The following is a 15,214-nucleotide window of genomic DNA, read 5'->3' as shown; positions in this document are numbered from 1 at the left end:
CCGCTCAGAGCGGTGTCGCCGCCTGGAGGACGAGGAAGAGCGCGACGGCGGCGTTGACGGAGGAGAGGGCCGAGGCGAGGGTGCCCGCCGCCGCGACGAGGGTGGCGATGCCGGCCGGGGTGAGCGCCGGCGGCCAGCCGCGGACCGGCGGCCCGGACCGCAGCAGCGCCGCCACCCGGCGCGGTACGGGACCCGGAGCGGCAAACGACGCCAGCCCAGCCAGCCCCGCCATCGGCGCGTGCCGGGTGATGAGCGCCGCCTTGCCCACCGCGCGCGCCGTCACCCGGCGGTCGCCGACCGCCTGCGCCGCCTCCTCGTCCGCCCAGCGCTCGGTGCAGAACTCCGTGGCCGTGCGCAGCGGCAGCAGGAAGGGGTTGGCGCGGGCCGCGAGCTGCACGGCCAGCAGGTAACGGTGATGACGGCCCGTCAGGTGCGCGCGTTCGTGCGCGAACAGGGCCCGCCGCTCGCGCGAGTCCAGCCGGTCCAGCATCGCGGTGGACACCACGATCCGGCCCGGTCCGGGCCGCCGGGCCGGCAGCGCGTACGCGTACGGTGCGCCGTCCGGCAGGACCGCGACCCGCGAGCCCGGCAGCCCGGCCAGCGCGCGGGTCGCCCTGCTGCGTACGCGCAGATGGCGCCAGAGCGTACGGACGCCCGCGACGGCCACCGCGGCCAGCGCGGGGATCGCCGCCCTGCCCACGACCTCGTCGTACGGGACCGCCGCGCGGACCTCCGGGTCGGACCAGCCGTCCGGCAGCGGGTTGCCGGGGAGCTGGGCGGTGCCGACGACCATGATCAGGGCGAGGCAGAGGGTGCTGCACACGGCCAGTACGGCCGCCACGCCGGCCAGCAGGCGGGTGGCGCTGCGCGGGTGCAGATGCTGCTCGGCCAGGCGCGCCACCGGCCACGCGGTCAGCGGGAGCACCAGGGGCAGGAAGACGAACACGCCCACGGGTCAGTCCTCCGCGTCCTCGCCCGCCTCGTGGAGCAGGCCGCGCAGCAGGCGCTCGTCGTCGGGGGAGAGGGTCGTGACAAAGCTGGCCAGCACCGCTTCCCGGTCGGCCTCCGCGTCCAGTACCCGGCGCATGCGCAGCGCGGCGAGCCCCGCCTCGTCGGACGCGGCCTGCCACACGAAGGCGCGGCCCAGGCGCTCGCGGGTGACGGCCCCCTTGGCCAGCAGCCGGGAGAGGATGGTCATGACGGTGGTGTAGGCGAGATCGCCGTCGAGACGTTTCTGCACCCAGGCCGCGGTTGCCGGGCCCGGGGAGAGCCGCAGCACCGACAGGACCTGCGCCTCCAGTTCGCCCTGGCCGCGCCGGCGCGCTCCGCGGTCCACTCCGCCGTCTCCCTCCGCTGCCCCGTCCGTACGTGTGGTGGTCGTACGGTCCGTGGAGCGGCCATCGTACTGAGGTGAGCCCGGGGCGTACGCCTGGTCTTCACTCCTTGTTTCTACAGTGCTGTAGTTTCAAGTCGGCCGCGTCGACGGCCGGTACGCTCAAGGGGCCCTCCGTGCGGAGGGGGAAGAGAGGACCGGGGATGTTCGGGATCAGTGAGATCGCGCTGCTCCTCATCGTTGTCATCGTGGTGCTCGCGGCCAAGCGGCTGCCCGATCTCGTACGGTCGGCAGGCAAGGCGACCCGCATCCTGAAGGCCGAGACCAGGGCGATGAAGGACGGGGTCCACCCGGACGACGACGGTCCGCCGCCGCGCGTCATCAAGGCGCAGCCGGGCGACGTGATCAATTCCCGTACGCAGGGCGAGCCGGGGCCCCGCGGCTGACCGCCGCGGCCGCACCCGGCCTCCCCGTCACAGGTCGAACTCGGCCGGCGGGATGTCCAGCGCGAAGCAGACGTCGCGCACGACGGCCTGCTCGGTCTTGTCGAAGTCGCCGTCCGCGCCGCCGATGACGATGCCGATCTGGATGACGGCGCGCGCCTCGGCCGGCTTCTTCTTCACCTTGCCGATCTCCTGGAGCACGCTCACCCTGCCGAACTCGAAGTCGGCGATGAGCTTGTCGAGGTAACCGTCGAAGCGGCGCTGCAGATCGTCGGCCGGGAAGTTCTGCAGCACGTCGTTCGACATGATCAGCTGGGCGACGCGGCGGCGTTCGGAGGTGTCGACGCTGCCGTCCGCCGCGGCCACCAGTGCGCATATCGCCATGCTCGCGTCCCGGAAGGCGCCGCTCTTCAGATCGTTCTTCTTCGCCGTCAGCTGCGTCTGCATCGTCTGGGCGGAGTCCTTGATCCGGTCCCACAGGGCCATGTGCTGCTCCTCGTCGTCTTCGTCGTTCCGCGTCCGGCGTGCGGCGGTGCGCCGCCGAGCTGAAATCTACACGGGTGTAGAAGTTGACGGGGTGCGCGGGTGCGCCCGAGGCCGAGCAGCGGGATCAGCCGAGGTCGAGCCGGCCCCCGACCACGTCCTGGGCCACGTCGGTCAGCAGCCGGCGGTGCGCGCGGGCGTGGCCGCGCAGCAGGGCGAAGGCGCCGTCCATGGTGAGCGCGTGGCGGGTGGCGAGCACGCCCTTGGCCTGCTCGATGATCACCCGGCTGTTCAGCGCGTACTCCAGCTGGGAGCTCAGCGTCCGGCTCGCCTGCAGTTCGTGGTCGCGCACCAGGATCTGCGCGGTGAAGTCCGCGAGGGACTGGGCGAGCGCCGCCTTCTCCTCGGACAACGGGGCGTCCGCCGCGGAGCTCAGCAGGACCAGCGCGCCCACGGACCGCTCGCCGGTCCGCAGCGGGAAGGCGGCGGCGCGGGTGTACCCCAGCTCCAGCACCCGCGGCGTGTACCGCGGCCAGCGCTCCCTGGCCGCCCGGCCGTCGAACGCGATGCCGGAGAGCGGCCGGCCGCTGAGGCGGCTCTCCGTACCCGGGCCCTCGCGCCACTTCAGCGCGTCCTGCTTCAGCAGCTGTACGCCGTCCTCGGAGCCGGCCACCTGCGGCTCCGCCCGGTCGTCCACGGCCCCCACCGCCCCGGCGGCGCGCACGCCGAGCAGCCCGGGACTGCAACGCGCCAGCCTGGCCAGCAACTCGGGGATCTCCAAGGGCGTGCCCGCGGTTCCTCCGGACAGTTCCACGAACACGTCGGCGATCTGCTGTGCCGGTGTCGTCATGACGCCCCCTTCAGGCGAGTCGCAGCGCTCCGCGAACCTTGCGTCATCTTTGCCTGTCAGGCAAGACGCAGCCTTCCGTGCACGATCCGTCGCGCCATTTCGTTGACGGGTACCCCGTCGGCGTACGCCTTTGCCTTGACCAGTGCGAGCGCGTCCTCGACAGGACGGTGGGCCTGTACGGACACCATGCCTGCCGCCTGGTGCACCATGTCGCGGTGGTCCGTGCCGCCGTAGAGCTCCGGATCGGCGTCCGGGCCGAGCAGTACGGTGCGCACCAGCGCGTCGGTGATCTCGGTGAAGACGTCGGACCTGGCGATACCGGGCCGGGGGTCGAAGACGGCCAGTGAACCCAGGCAGCCGTCGGGAGTCTCCAAGGGTACGGCGACCACCTCGCCGAAGCCCAGTGCCGTCACCGCCGGGCCGTAACCGGGCCAGCGCTGCTCGATGGCGGGCCCGGCGACGGTGACCCGGCAGCGGCCGGCGGCGGCGTCCCGGCACGGGCCCTCGCCGAGCACGTACTCCAAGTCCTGTGCCGCGCGCGAGGAATCGTCGGACGCGGCGACCGCGAGCTGGCTGTGGTCGGAGCCGAGCAGGGCGAGGGCGGCGCTGTCCGTGCCGCAGGCGTCCGCGACCACGCTCATGAAGGGGGGCGGCGGGCCCGCGGGCGAGGACCAGCTCTCCAGCCGGCGGGCGTACGCCTCCTGGAGCTGGGCCGAGGAACGATGGCTGGCGGCCGCCTTGCGGTGGGTGGCCGCGAGGCGGAGATGGAGCGGATGACCCGTCTGCTCCGCGAAGCGTTCCTGCTGGGCGGCCAGCGCTTCGGCGCGGTCCGCGCGTCGGTGCGCCTCGGCCGCACGATGCCGTGCGGCCGCCACCTTTCCGGACGGACCCCGGGTTTCCATATGGGCAGCCTACGCGGGCTTTCCGCCATCGGCCCGGGCGTCGGGTACTTCTTCCATCAACAGGACGACGCCGCCGTTGTACCCGTTGAACGGCGAGCACACGACCGAGCAGTTGATGGCCCGGCCGATGCGGTTCACGGCCGGAATGCCGACGGGTCCCGTGTGCAGACCGTCGTCCAGGCACTGCTGCACCATGTCCCGCAGCAGGTCGGCGGGCAGCCCGAAGTCCAGGGAGAAGAACGGTTCTTCGACGACCTCGTCGGAGCGCAGCCCCCACAGCTCGGCTGCGCCGCGGTTCCAGCTCTTGACCCGGGTCTCCCGGTCCAGGACCACCACACCGGCCGCGACGCTGGTCAGGACCGCTTCGAGGAACGCGCGGGCCTCGTCCAGCTCCTCGGTGCGGATGCGCATCTCCTCATTCATGGTCTCCAGTTCCTCGTTGCCCGACTGGAGTTCTTCGTTCGTCGTCTCCAGCTCCTCGTTCGTGGACTGGAGTTCCTCGTTCGTGGTTTCCAGCTCCTCGATGCTGGACTGGAGTTCTTCGTTCGTCGTCTCCAGCTCCTCGTTGGTCGACTGCAGCTCTTCGTACGCGGTCTCCAGGTCCTCCCGGACCCGCTTGATCTCCGACCGCAGCTGCGTGACCACGGTGACGTCGGTGAACGTGATGCTCGTGGCGGCCGGCATCCCGTTCGCGGACATCAGCGGCTGGATGAGGATGTCGAAGTACTGCAGCTCCTCGCCGACCCGCCGCTCGGCGCCGTTGACCCGCAGGGTCCGCCGCTCGTGCAGGGCCTGCTCGATCAGGGAGCGCAGCTCGACCGGGCGGTAGGAGATCTCCAGGTCCTGGAACGGGCGGCCGATGTCGCCCGAAGTGAGGGAGAACTGGGCGCGCGCGGGGTTGTTGATCAACACGACGGCCCCGTCGATGTCGACGGCGACCGCGGGGGAGGGCGCGGCGTCCAGGATCAGGTCGCGCAGCTGGCGGTTGCGGGCGAGGGAGTGGACTTCCTGGTGGCCGCTCGCGCGGATCTTCACGGGGGTGGCGTGGTACGGCGGGCCCGACTCGCCCGGACGGCGCCGGAAGACCCGCTGGCGCATGCTCATGACGTCGAACCGGTCGGCGTCGTTCAGCAGCATCTCCGCCTTCCCCAGGAAGAGGAAGCCGCCCGGACGCAGCGCGAAGTGGAAGCGGTCGACGATCTGGGTCTGCGCCTCGACGTTGAAGTACATCAGCGTGTTACGGCAGACCAGCAGGTCCAGGCGGGAGATCGGGGCGTCGCGGGTGATGTCGTGCCGGCCGAAGATCACCCGGCGGCGCAGGTCGGCGCGGAAGCTGAACTGCGCGCCGTTCTGGTCGAAGTACTTCTCCCGCAGCTCCGCCGGCAGCCCGTCCAGCGCCTTCGCCGTATAGAGACCGGTGCGCGCGTCGCGCAGCGCCTCCTCGTCGACGTCCGTGGCATAGATCTTGACGCGGTGCGTGCACTCGTCGATGCCGAGCGCCTCGGCGAACATGATCGCGAGGGAGTACGCCTCCTCGCCGCTGGAGCAGCCCGCGCTCCACACCCGGATCTCTTCCTCGGGCTCCCCCTGCGCGAGCAGTTCGGGCAGCACCTCGCGCTGGAGGAAGGCCCAGGAGTCGGTGTCGCGGAAGTAGGAGGTGACGTTGATCAGGATGGTGTTGAAGAGCGCGCCGAATTCGTCCGCGCTGGCCTCCAGCAGGTCCCGGTAGTCGGCGTAGGACTCGACGTTCACGTCTGTCATCCGCTTGCGGATGCGGCGGCCCAGGGAGGATCTCTTGTAGCCGGTGAAATCGAATCCCCGGGTGTCTCTGAGGAAGCCGAGCAGCGCCTCCAGCTCCTCGTCCGCCTCGGCTTCCCGCGCGTCACCCATCATTGCCTCTTGGTCTCGACCAGGCCACGGATCACCGCGGCGATTTCTTCCAGGGGTAGCACGAAGTCCACGGCCCCCGTCTGCACGGCCGCCTCCGGCATGCCCCGGAATTCTGCCGTGCGGGGATCCTCTGCGATGACGGTGCCACCGCGCGACTTCACCGCGTCGACGCCCATCGCGCCGTCGTAGCCGGAGCCGGTCAGGACGCAGGCGATGGCGCGCGAGCCGTAGGCGCCCGCCACCGATTCGAAGAGGAGGTCGGCCGAGGGGCGTACGAAGTGCACGAGCTTGCTGCTGGTGAGCGTCAGGACGCCGTCGGGGCCGACGAGGAGGTGATGGTTGGGCGGGGCGATGTAGACGAAACCGGGCAGGGCCTGTTCGCCGTCTTCCGCCAGCTTGATCGTGAGCGGGCTGCGCCGGGCGAGGACGTCGGCGATGACGGTGCTGTGGCGGGGGTCGAGGTGCTGCACGATGAGCAGCGGGACGGGAAGCCCGGTCCCCAGCGTCTCCAGGAGCACACTCAGCCCGCGGATGCCGCCGGCCGAGGAGGCGACCGCCACGATGGCGAAGTCGTCCGGTGCGGGCTCGTCGTGGTCCGGTGCGGACGCGTGTGCCGTCACACCTGCGAGCCTAGTCCGCTCCGCCCGGTGGAGGGGAAGCCGGAAGGGCGGGAAGTACTGGTTCGGCTACGCCGTCCGGCGGGGCCGGGCCTCCGCCGCTCGTCAGGGCCACACCAGGCAGTACGCCTGATGTCCGGCCTCGTGCAGACGGTGGCTGAAGTCCTGCCACTCGTGCAGGAGGCGGTAGACGGCGAAGGCGTCGCGCGGGCCGCCGCGGTCGGGGACGGTGGACCAGATGAAGGCGGCGGCGCCCACCGACTCCTCGCCGACGCCGCGCAGCGGGTCGACGACCGTCATCGGGAGCTTGACCACGGCGTAATCGGGGTGCAGGACGACCAGTTCCAGCGGGGGGACCTTGGACAGCGGTATGCCTTCTATGCCGGTCAGCACCATCGCCGCCATGGTCTCCGGCTTGATCTTGGTGAACATCCCGCCCATGCCGAGCTCGTCACCGCCCAGCTCTTCGGGGCGCATCGAGATCGGTACCCGGGCCGCGGTGGCGCCGTCGGGAGCGCCGAAGTATTTGTACGTCACCCCCATGCGCCCGCCTCTGCTGCTGGTCCCGCTGTTGTTCTCCGGGCCGACCTGCCCGGTGCCGCTCTGCTCCGCACGGTCCTGCTCGCCGCTGTACTCCGCTCGGCGGTGGCGTCCGCGCCGGGCGCGCTCCGGGCCCCGGTCATCCGTCCCTTCGCCCAGTTCGCCACCGCGATGCATATCTCCACCCGACCACTCGCAGCCTCAGCCGCGCAACCCGATCATCGTCTCAGAGACCTCCCCCGTCACCGGCGTGTGAAACGCCCGGCCGCGCGCCCCCGTGCGCCTCTGAGACCATTGCTTGCGTGACTCACTCGTACGATGCCCCAGTTTCGCAGACGCTCTTCGACCGCGCGGCCGTCGTGACGCCCGGCGGCGTGAACTCTCCCGTGCGCGCGTTCCGCGCCGTGGGCGGTACGCCCCGGTTCATGGTGTCCGGTACCGGTCCGTACCTCACCGATGCCGACGGTCGTGAGTACGTCGACCTCGTGTGCTCGTGGGGACCGATGATCCTCGGCCACTCCCACCCGCAGGTCCTCGCGGCCGTGCAGGACGCCGTCGCGCGCGGTCTGTCCTTCGGCACGCCGGGCGCCGGCGAGGTCGAGCTCGCCGAGGAGATCGTGGACCGGATCGAGCCGGTCGAGCAGGTCCGGCTGGTCTCCTCCGGTACCGAGGCGACCATGTCGGCGATCCGGCTGGCCCGCGGCTTCACCGGCCGCCCCAAGGTGATCAAGTTCGCCGGCTGCTACCACGGTCACGTCGACGCGCTGCTGGCCGCGGCCGGTTCGGGCGTGGCGACCTTCGGGCTGCCCGACACGCCGGGCGTCACCGGCGCGCAGGCCGGTGACACGATCGTGCTCCCGTACAACGACATCGAGGCCGTGCGCGCCGCGTTCGCCGCGCACGAGGGCCAGATCGCCTGTGTGATCACCGAGGCGTCGCCCGGCAACATGGGCGTGGTCCCGCCGCTGCCCGGCTTCAACCAGGGCCTGAAGGACCTCTGCTCCGCCAACGGCGCGCTGTACATCTCCGACGAGGTCATGACCGGCTTCCGGGTGAGCAAGGCCGGCTGGTACGGCATCGACGGCGTGCGTCCCGACCTGATGACCTTCGGCAAGGTCATGGGCGGCGGCTTCCCGGCCGCGGCGTTCGGCGGCCGTGCCGACGTCATGGCCCACCTCGCCCCGGCCGGCCCGGTCTACCAGGCGGGCACCCTCTCCGGTAACCCGATCGCCACCGCCGCCGGTGTCACGCAGCTGAGGCTGCTGGACGACGCCGCGTACGAGCAGGTCGACGCGGTCTCCGCGGAGCTGCGCGGGCTGGTCTCCGAGGCGCTGACCAAGGAGGGCGTGGCGCACCGCGTGCAGGTCGCGGGCAACATGTTCTCGGTCTTCTTCTCCGACCAGGACGTCACCGACTACGAGAAGGCCAAGGCGCAGGAGTCCTTCCGCTTCACGCCCTTCTTCCACTCGATGCTCTCCCAGGGCGTCTACCTCCCGCCGTCCGCCTTCGAGTCCTGGTTCGTCTCCACCGCGCACGACACGCAGGCCGTCGAGCGGATCGCGGCCGCGCTGCCGGCCGCAGCCCGGGCCGCGGCCGAGGCCACCGCATGAGCGGCAGCACCGGCAACGGCGGCAACGGTGACGACATCACCGTCGTCCACCTGATGCGCCACGGTGAGGTGCACAACCCCGACGGCATCCTTTACGGGCGGCGCCCCGGGTACCACCTCTCCGAGCTCGGCCGGCAGATGGCCGACCGGGTCGCCGAGCACCTCGCCGACCGCGACATCACGCATGTCGTCGCCTCCCCGCTGGAGCGGGCGCAGGAGACGGCCACGCCGATCGGCAAGGTGCACGGGCTGGACGTCGCGACCGACGGGCGGCTCATCGAGGCCGGGAACATCTTCGAGGGCAAGACCTTCGGTGTCGGCGACGGCGCGCTCAAGCGGCCGGGGAACTGGAGGTACTTCACCAACCCGTTCCGGCCGTCCTGGGGCGAGCCGTACATCGAGCAGGTCGTCCGGATGATGGCGGCGATCGGCGCGGCCCGGGACGCGGCCCGCGGGCACGAGGCTGTCGCGGTCAGCCACCAGCTGCCGATCTGGATCGTGCGCAGCTTCGCCGAGCGGCGGCGGCTGTGGCACGACCCGCGCAAGCGGCAGTGCACCCTCGCCTCTCTGACGTCCTTCACCTTCCACGGCGACCGGATCGTGTCGGTCGGCTACAGCGAGCCCGCGCTCGACCTGGTCCCCGAGCATCTGCGGGCCGGGGCCCAGCCCCGGTTCGGCAAGGGCTCCGTGAAGGGCCAGCCGAAGGCGGCCGGCGCCTGATTCCCCTGCGGCGGTACGTACGGGCAGAGAGTTGCCCGTACGTACCGCCGTAGATATATGCACTCACGCCGGAACCCCGGCACCTGCCCTGCCCTCTTACCTCATGTCCGTATATGCGGGCTTTGGTACGGCAAGGGTGAACGGGAACGGTATGAGCGCGATCAGTCGGCGGAACCTGCTGGGCATCGGAGCGGGGGCGGCCGCCGCGATCGGACTCGCGGGCTGCGGCACCGCACGCCCCGGCGACGCCGCCGGGAAACCCACCGTCCAGGCCCGCCCGAAGCCGCTCGGCGACGGCTCCACCGCCGAGACCGGCCCGCAGCCCCACCAGCCCCCGAAGCCCGAGCCGCTGGCGCCGGGCCAGGCCCCGCCGCAGTTCGTCGTCTTCTCCTGGGACGGCGCGGGCGAGGTCGGCAACGGCCTCTTCCCCCGCTTCCGCCGCCTCGCCCGGGACCACGGCGCGTCGATGACGTTCTTCCTCTCCGGGCTGTACTGCCTGCCGGAGTCCAAGAAGTCGCTCTACCGCCCGCCGAACAACCCGGTCGGCGCCTCCGACATCGGCTACCTCACCGACGACCACATCAAGGAGACGTTGCGGAACATCCGCGCGGCCTGGCTCGAGGGGCACGAGATAGGCACCCACTTCAACGGCCACTTCTGCGCCGGCTCCGGCTCGGTCGCCCACTGGACCCCCGCGCAGTGGCGCTCCGAGATCGACCAGGCCACCGGCTTCGTCACGAAGTGGCGGACCCACACCGGCTTCACCGACGTCGAGCCGCTGCCCTTCGACTACAAGAAGGAACTCGTCGGCGGCCGCACCCCCTGCCTGCTCGGCCAGGACAATCTGCTGCCCACCGCCCGCGAGCTGGGCTGGCGCTACGACGCCAGCTCGCCCGGCGGCCGCCAGACCTGGCCCACGAAGAAGCACGGCATCTGGGACTTCCCGCTCCAGCAGATCCCGTTCCCGGGCCACTCCTATGAAGTGCTGTCCATGGATTACAACCTCTTGGCAAACCAGTCCCGCAATTCCACCCGGGCGCCGAGCACGAACTATCCGGGCTGGCGCCGGCAGGCCGCAGGCGCGTACATCAACGGCTTCCGGCGCGCCTACGAGACCAACCGCGCACCCTTCTTCATCGGCAACCACTTCGAGGAGTGGAACGGCGGGATCTACATGGACGCCGTCGAGGAAGCGATCAAGCACATCGCGGACGGGAAGCACCGGGACGTGCGGCTGGTGTCCTTCCGGCAGTTCACCGACTGGCTGGCCGTCCAGGACCCGAAGGTGCTGGCCAGGCTCCAGCGGCTGGACGTCGGCGAGCAGCCGAAGGGTGGCTGGCGCCGGTACCTCGCGGCGGACTGAACCGCGCGACGAGGGGGGTGCGGAAGATCCGTAATGGGCCCATGCGAAACTTTTCACATGAGTGCCTGCCGCGTCCCCCGCCGCCGCGTCACCCGTCGCCGTATGCTCCTGCCGGCCGCCGGCGCCGCGGTCGCCGCCGTGCTGCTGAGCGCCTGCGGGTCAGGCGGTACGTCAGGGGGCTCGGAGCAGACGAAGTTCGTGCAGGGCAAGGACGGCGTGGACACCGTGAAGCCGGCCGACCGGCAGCCGGTGCCCGACATCTCGGGCGAATCCACCAAGGGCGAGCACCTCGACATCGCCGACTACAAGGGCAAGGTCGTCGTCCTCAACATCTGGGGCTCCTGGTGCGCGCCCTGCATCGCCGAGGCCCCGAACTTCGCCAAGGTCGCGAACGAGACCAAGGACGAGGGCGTGCAGTTCCTCGGGATCAACACCCGGGACTCCAAGAAGACCCAGGCGGTCAGCTTCGAGGAGCAGCACAAGGTCCCGTACCCGAGCCTGTACGACCCGATGGGCAAGCAGATGCTGCGCTTCCCCAAGGGCAGCCTGAACCCGCAGGCGATCCCCACCACCATCGCGATCGACCGCAAGGGCCGGATCGCGGCGCGCGCGCTCACCCCGCTCAGCGAGAAAGAGCTGCGCAAGATGATCGACCCGCTGATCGCGGAGAAGTGATCCCGTGATCGCGCTCGCCGCCGCAAGTACAGCGCCGAACCAGACCGTGCTCACCGGCGCCCTGCTGGTCGCCCTGCCGATCGCCCTCCTCGGCGGCCTGGTGTCCTTCTTCTCCCCGTGCGTACTGCCGCTCGTACCGGGCTACATGTCGTACGTGACCGGCGTCACCGGCACCGACCTGGGCGAGGCCAAGCGCGGCCGGATGCTCGGCGGCGCCGCCCTCTTCGTCCTCGGCTTCACGGTCGTCTTCGTCTCCGGCGGCGCCCTCTTCGGGTACTTCGGGCAGACGCTCCAGGACTACAAGGACGTCATCTCCCGGGTGCTCGGCGCCCTGACCATCCTGCTCGGCCTCACCTTCATGGGCGTGCTGGGCCGCTTCGGGCAGCGCGAGTTCCGGATGCTGCACAAGCGGCCCGCGATGGGGCTGGTGGGCGCGCCCGTGCTGGGCGTGCTCTTCGGCGTCGGCTGGACGCCGTGCCTGGGCCCCACCCTGACCGCCGTGAACGCCCTGTCGTTCAACGAGGCGAGCGCGGGCCGCGGCGCGCTGCTGACCATCGCGTACTGCATCGGCCTCGGCCTGCCCTTCATCCTGGTCGCGCTGGCCTTCCGCAAGGCGCTCGGCGCGTTCGGCTGGGTCAAGCGCCACTATGTCTGGGTGATGCGGACCGGTGGCGGGCTGCTCGTGGTGATCGGCGTCCTGCTCGTCACAGGAATCTGGGACAGCATGATGTCCGAGCTGCAGAGCTGGACGACCGGCTTCACCGTTGGGATCTGAATTGATGGCCGCCAAGACCGACACCCACAGCGACACGCAGAACGAGACCCCGCAGGACGCCGACCTCGGCGCCGCGGGCTCCCAGCTGTCCACCGCGCCGAAGGAAGAGGTCTCCTTCCCCTCCCTCGGGCCGATCGGCTGGGCCCGCTGGTTCTGGCGCCAGCTGACCTCGATGCGGGTGGCGCTGATCCTGCTCTTCCTGCTCTCGCTCGGCGCCGTCCCCGGCTCGCTCATCCCGCAGACCAGCATCGACCCGGTCAAGGTCGACCAGTTCAAGGAACAGCACGACATCCTCGGGCCGGTCTACGACAAGCTCGGGATGTTCCACGTCTACAGCTCGGTGTGGTTCTCCGCGATCTACCTGCTGCTGTTCATCTCGCTGATCGGCTGCATCGTCCCGCGGACCTGGCAGTTCGTCGGCCAGCTGCGCGGCCGCCCGCCGGGCGCCCCGCGCCGGCTGACCCGGCTGCCCGCGTACGCCACCTGGCGCACCACCGCCGAGCCCGAGCAGGTCCTGGAGGCCGCCCAGCGGACCCTCAAGAAGCGCCGCTTCCGTACCCATATCGTGGGCACCTCGGTCGCCTCCGAGAAGGGGTACCTCCGCGAGGCCGGCAACCTGATCTTCCACATCGCGCTGATCGTGATGCTGGTCGCCTTCGCCGTCGGCAACCTGTGGAAGTCCGAGGGCGGCAAGCTGATCGCCGAGGGCGACGGCTTCTCCAACAGCCTGACGCAGTTCGACGACTTCAAGTCCGGGCCGTTCTTCGACACCGACGACCTGGCGCCGTTCGGCTTCCAGCTCGACAAGTTCGTCGCCACGTACGAGCGCGGCGGGCCGCAGAACGGCACCCCGCGGATCTTCCGCGCCGACGTCACCTACTTCAGCGGTGCCGACGGCAAGGAGCACAAGACCTCGATCAAGGTCAACGAGCCGCTGGACATCGGCGGTGACCGGGTCTACCTGCTCTCGCACGGCTACGCGCCCGACGTCACCGTCAAGGACGGCACCGGCAAGGTCGTCTACGAGGGCGCGGTCCCGTTCCTCCCGCAGGACCCCAAGAACTTCACCTCCAGCGGCGTGGTGAAGGTGCCCGGCGCCAAGACCAAGGACGGCAAGAAGAACCAGCTGGGCTTCCAGGGCTTCTTCGTCCCGACCTTCGGCGGCAAGGGCTCCGGCTCGATGTTCTCCGTCTTCCCGGCGCTGGACAATCCCCGGCTGACCCTCACCGCGTACCACGGTGACCTGGGCGTGGACTCCGGCCTGCCGCAGAACGTCTACCAGCTCGAGACCAAGAACCTGAAGCAGTACAAGGTCGACGGCCGGGCGGTCGCCCAGATGATGTCGCCGGGCCAGGCCATGAAGCTGCCGAACGGTGACGGCAGCATCAAGTTCAACGGCGTCAAGCAGTGGGCCAGCTTCAAGATCTCCCACCAGCCCGGCAACGGGCTCGCGCTGGGCGGCGCGGTCGCCGCCCTGCTCGGTCTCGCCGGCTCGCTGTTCATCCAGCGCCGGCGGGTGTGGGTCCGCGCCGAGCCGGGCCCCGACGGTGTCACCGTCGTGGAGATCGCCGGGCTCGGCCGCAGCGAGTCCGCGAAGCTCCCCGAGGAGCTGGCGGACCTCGCGTACACCCTCCAGCCGGACGCCCCGCAGGCGCCCGAGCCGGAACCCGAAACCGAAGCTTCCGACCCCGAAGACTCCGCGGAGCCGACCGACTCCGCCGGTAACGCTGATCCCTCCGAAGGAGCGCGCGCGTGAACCTCGCGGCCGCGGCCAACGAGAACCTGGCCAGTACCAGCAACACGCTGATCTATTCGGCGATGGCGATCTACACCCTGGCGTTCCTTGCGCACATGGCGGAGTGGGTGTTCGGCAGTCGGAGCAAGGTGGGCCGTACGGCCGCCGCGCTCACCGCGGACAAGGCGGCGGCGCCCGCCGTGACGGTGCAGTCCAAGGCCAAGGCCGGCGGCACCGCCGTACTGGACCGCCCGAAGGTCGTGACCCGCTCGGCGGCCGGCAGCCGGGACGTGCCCGACGGCATCGGCGCGCACGGCGGCACCGAGAAGGGCGACCTGTACGGCCGGATCGCCATCTCGCTGACCACCCTGGCCTGGCTGATCCACGTGGGCGGCGTGGTCTCCCGCGCTCTGTCGGTGGAGCGTGCCCCCTGGGGCAACATGTACGAGTTCTCCACCACCTTCGCCGCGGTCGCGGTGGCCGTGTACCTGATCCTGCTGGTCGCCAAGAAGAACGTGCGCTGGCTCGGGCTGCCGCTGGTCACCACCGTCCTGCTGGACCTCGGCCTCGCCGTCTCGGTCCTCTACACCGCCAGCGACCAGCTGGTCCCGGCGCTGCACTCGTATTGGCTGTGGATCCACGTCAGCTGCGCGATCATCTCCGGCGCGGTGCTCTACATGGGCGCGGTCTCCACCCTGCTGTACCTCTTCCGCGACCGCTACGAGGCCAAGCTCGCCGACCCGAGCGGCAAGCAGCCGGGCGCCTTCGCCAAGTCGGTACTGGAGCGGCTGCCCGCCGCCGCCTCGCTGGACAAGTTCGCGTACCGCATCAACGCGACCGTCTTCCCGCTGTGGACCTTCACGATCATCGCGGGCGCGATCTGGGCCGAGGCCGCCTGGGGCCGCTACTGGGGCTGGGACCCCAAGGAGGTCTGGTCCTTCATCACCTGGGTCGCCTACGCCTGCTACCTGCACGCCCGCGCGACCGCCGGCTGGAAGGGCCGCAAGGCCGCCTACCTGGCCCTGATCGCCTTCGCCTGCTACCTCTTCAACTACTACGGCGTGAACATCTTCGTCACGGGTCTGCACTCCTACGCGGGGGTCTGACCGCAGGCTTCGGGCGCCGTACGGCCGTGACTGTCCAGCGGACGGTCACGGCCGTTCCGCTTGCGCCACCTACCGGGCCGCGGGACGAAGGCCGGGCGTCCGGGCCGGGGCGGGGTACGGGCGTCCGGCGGGGAGGAGCCGTTCCGCGACGGTGACGGTGGTGCCGGTGTACG

General features: G+C 70.7%; 16 protein-coding genes. 8 read left to right on the top strand and 8 right to left on the bottom strand.

Annotated elements, in window-relative coordinates; translation table 11 throughout:
• Nucleotides 1-4: 4 nt before the first annotated feature.
• Together CCS38_RS27375 and CCS38_RS27370 are read right to left on the bottom strand one after the other, a co-directional pair.
• Complete coding sequence (locus CCS38_RS27375; RefSeq protein ID WP_223736001.1) at nucleotides 5-952, bottom strand: M56 family metallopeptidase; 948 nt, start codon at nucleotides 950-952, stop codon at nucleotides 5-7.
• A 3-nt stretch (nucleotides 953-955) separates the two neighbouring features.
• Nucleotides 956-1,336, bottom strand: a complete 381-nt coding sequence (locus CCS38_RS27370) for a BlaI/MecI/CopY family transcriptional regulator (RefSeq protein WP_223736000.1) — start codon at nucleotides 1,334-1,336, stop codon at nucleotides 956-958.
• 200 nt (nucleotides 1,337-1,536) lie between these two features.
• Here CCS38_RS27370 and CCS38_RS27365 point away from each other — a divergent pair, with 200 nt between their 5' ends.
• Nucleotides 1,537-1,779: a twin-arginine translocase TatA/TatE family subunit gene (locus CCS38_RS27365; protein ID WP_223735999.1), complete on the top strand. Its 243-nt coding sequence runs from the start codon at nucleotides 1,537-1,539 to the stop codon at nucleotides 1,777-1,779.
• A 27-nt stretch (nucleotides 1,780-1,806) separates the two neighbouring features.
• Here CCS38_RS27365 and CCS38_RS27360 read toward each other — a convergent pair whose 3' ends face one another.
• The 6 genes from CCS38_RS27360 to CCS38_RS27335 all read right to left on the bottom strand — a co-directional run bounded on the left by CCS38_RS27360 (nucleotide 1,807) and on the right by CCS38_RS27335 (nucleotide 7,235).
• Nucleotides 1,807-2,262 (bottom strand): tellurite resistance TerB family protein, encoded by a 456-nt coding sequence (locus CCS38_RS27360; RefSeq protein WP_223735998.1) that lies wholly within the window; start codon nucleotides 2,260-2,262, stop codon nucleotides 1,807-1,809.
• A gap of 124 nt (nucleotides 2,263-2,386) precedes the next feature.
• Nucleotides 2,387-3,109, bottom strand: a complete 723-nt coding sequence (locus tag CCS38_RS27355; RefSeq protein ID WP_223735997.1) for an ANTAR domain-containing protein — start codon at nucleotides 3,107-3,109, stop codon at nucleotides 2,387-2,389.
• Nucleotides 3,110-3,165: 56 nt separating this feature from the next.
• Nucleotides 3,166-4,011, bottom strand: a complete 846-nt coding sequence (locus CCS38_RS27350; protein ID WP_223735996.1) for a GAF domain-containing protein — start codon at nucleotides 4,009-4,011, stop codon at nucleotides 3,166-3,168.
• A gap of 9 nt (nucleotides 4,012-4,020) precedes the next feature.
• Nucleotides 4,021-5,901, bottom strand: coding sequence for a CheR family methyltransferase (locus CCS38_RS27345; RefSeq protein WP_223735995.1), 1,881 nt, complete (start codon nucleotides 5,899-5,901; stop codon nucleotides 4,021-4,023).
• Entirely contained in the window at nucleotides 5,901-6,521 is a 621-nt protein-coding gene (locus CCS38_RS27340) for a chemotaxis protein CheB (RefSeq protein WP_223735994.1), read from the bottom strand. Before CCS38_RS27340 ends, CCS38_RS27345 begins: the two co-directional genes overlap by 1 nt.
• 102 nt (nucleotides 6,522-6,623) lie before the next feature.
• Nucleotides 6,624-7,235 carry a hypothetical protein gene (locus CCS38_RS27335; RefSeq protein WP_223735993.1) on the bottom strand — a complete coding sequence of 204 codons (612 nt, stop codon included), beginning with the start codon at nucleotides 7,233-7,235 and terminating at the stop codon, nucleotides 6,624-6,626.
• A 125-nt stretch (nucleotides 7,236-7,360) separates the two neighbouring features.
• On the opposite strand from CCS38_RS27335, the gene hemL reads away from it, so the two are divergent.
• From hemL to ccsB, 7 genes are all read left to right on the top strand, one after another.
• Nucleotides 7,361-8,668 (top strand): glutamate-1-semialdehyde 2,1-aminomutase, encoded by a 1,308-nt coding sequence (hemL, locus tag CCS38_RS27330; RefSeq protein WP_223735992.1) that lies wholly within the window; start codon nucleotides 7,361-7,363, stop codon nucleotides 8,666-8,668.
• A complete protein-coding gene (locus CCS38_RS27325) occupies nucleotides 8,665-9,387 on the top strand; it encodes a histidine phosphatase family protein (RefSeq protein ID WP_223735991.1) in 723 nt (240 codons plus the stop codon). Before hemL ends, CCS38_RS27325 begins: the two co-directional genes overlap by 4 nt.
• Nucleotides 9,388-9,538: 151 nt before the next feature.
• Entirely contained in the window at nucleotides 9,539-10,750 is a 1,212-nt protein-coding gene (locus tag CCS38_RS27320) for a polysaccharide deacetylase family protein (protein ID WP_223735990.1), read from the top strand.
• A gap of 57 nt (nucleotides 10,751-10,807) precedes the next feature.
• Entirely contained in the window at nucleotides 10,808-11,425 is a 618-nt protein-coding gene (locus CCS38_RS27315) for a TlpA family protein disulfide reductase (RefSeq protein ID WP_223735989.1), read from the top strand.
• Nucleotides 11,426-11,429: 4 nt separating this feature from the next.
• The gene (locus CCS38_RS27310; protein ID WP_223735988.1) at nucleotides 11,430-12,200 is read left to right on the top strand and encodes a cytochrome c biogenesis CcdA family protein; all 771 of its coding nucleotides are present in this window, start codon (nucleotides 11,430-11,432) and stop codon (nucleotides 12,198-12,200) included.
• 4 nt (nucleotides 12,201-12,204) lie between these two features.
• Nucleotides 12,205-13,956, top strand: coding sequence for a cytochrome c biogenesis protein ResB (resB, locus tag CCS38_RS27305; protein WP_223735987.1), 1,752 nt, complete (start codon nucleotides 12,205-12,207; stop codon nucleotides 13,954-13,956).
• Nucleotides 13,953-15,041, top strand: a complete 1,089-nt coding sequence (gene ccsB, locus CCS38_RS27300; protein ID WP_223735986.1) for a c-type cytochrome biogenesis protein CcsB — start codon at nucleotides 13,953-13,955, stop codon at nucleotides 15,039-15,041. Before resB ends, ccsB begins: the two co-directional genes overlap by 4 nt.
• Nucleotides 15,042-15,214: the final 173 nt, after the last annotated feature.

Source organism: Streptomyces purpurogeneiscleroticus (assembly GCF_020024005.1).
Taxonomy (GTDB): Bacteria; Actinomycetota; Actinomycetes; order Streptomycetales; family Streptomycetaceae; genus Streptomyces; species Streptomyces purpurogeneiscleroticus.
This window is presented reverse-complemented; position numbering and strand designations above follow the sequence as displayed.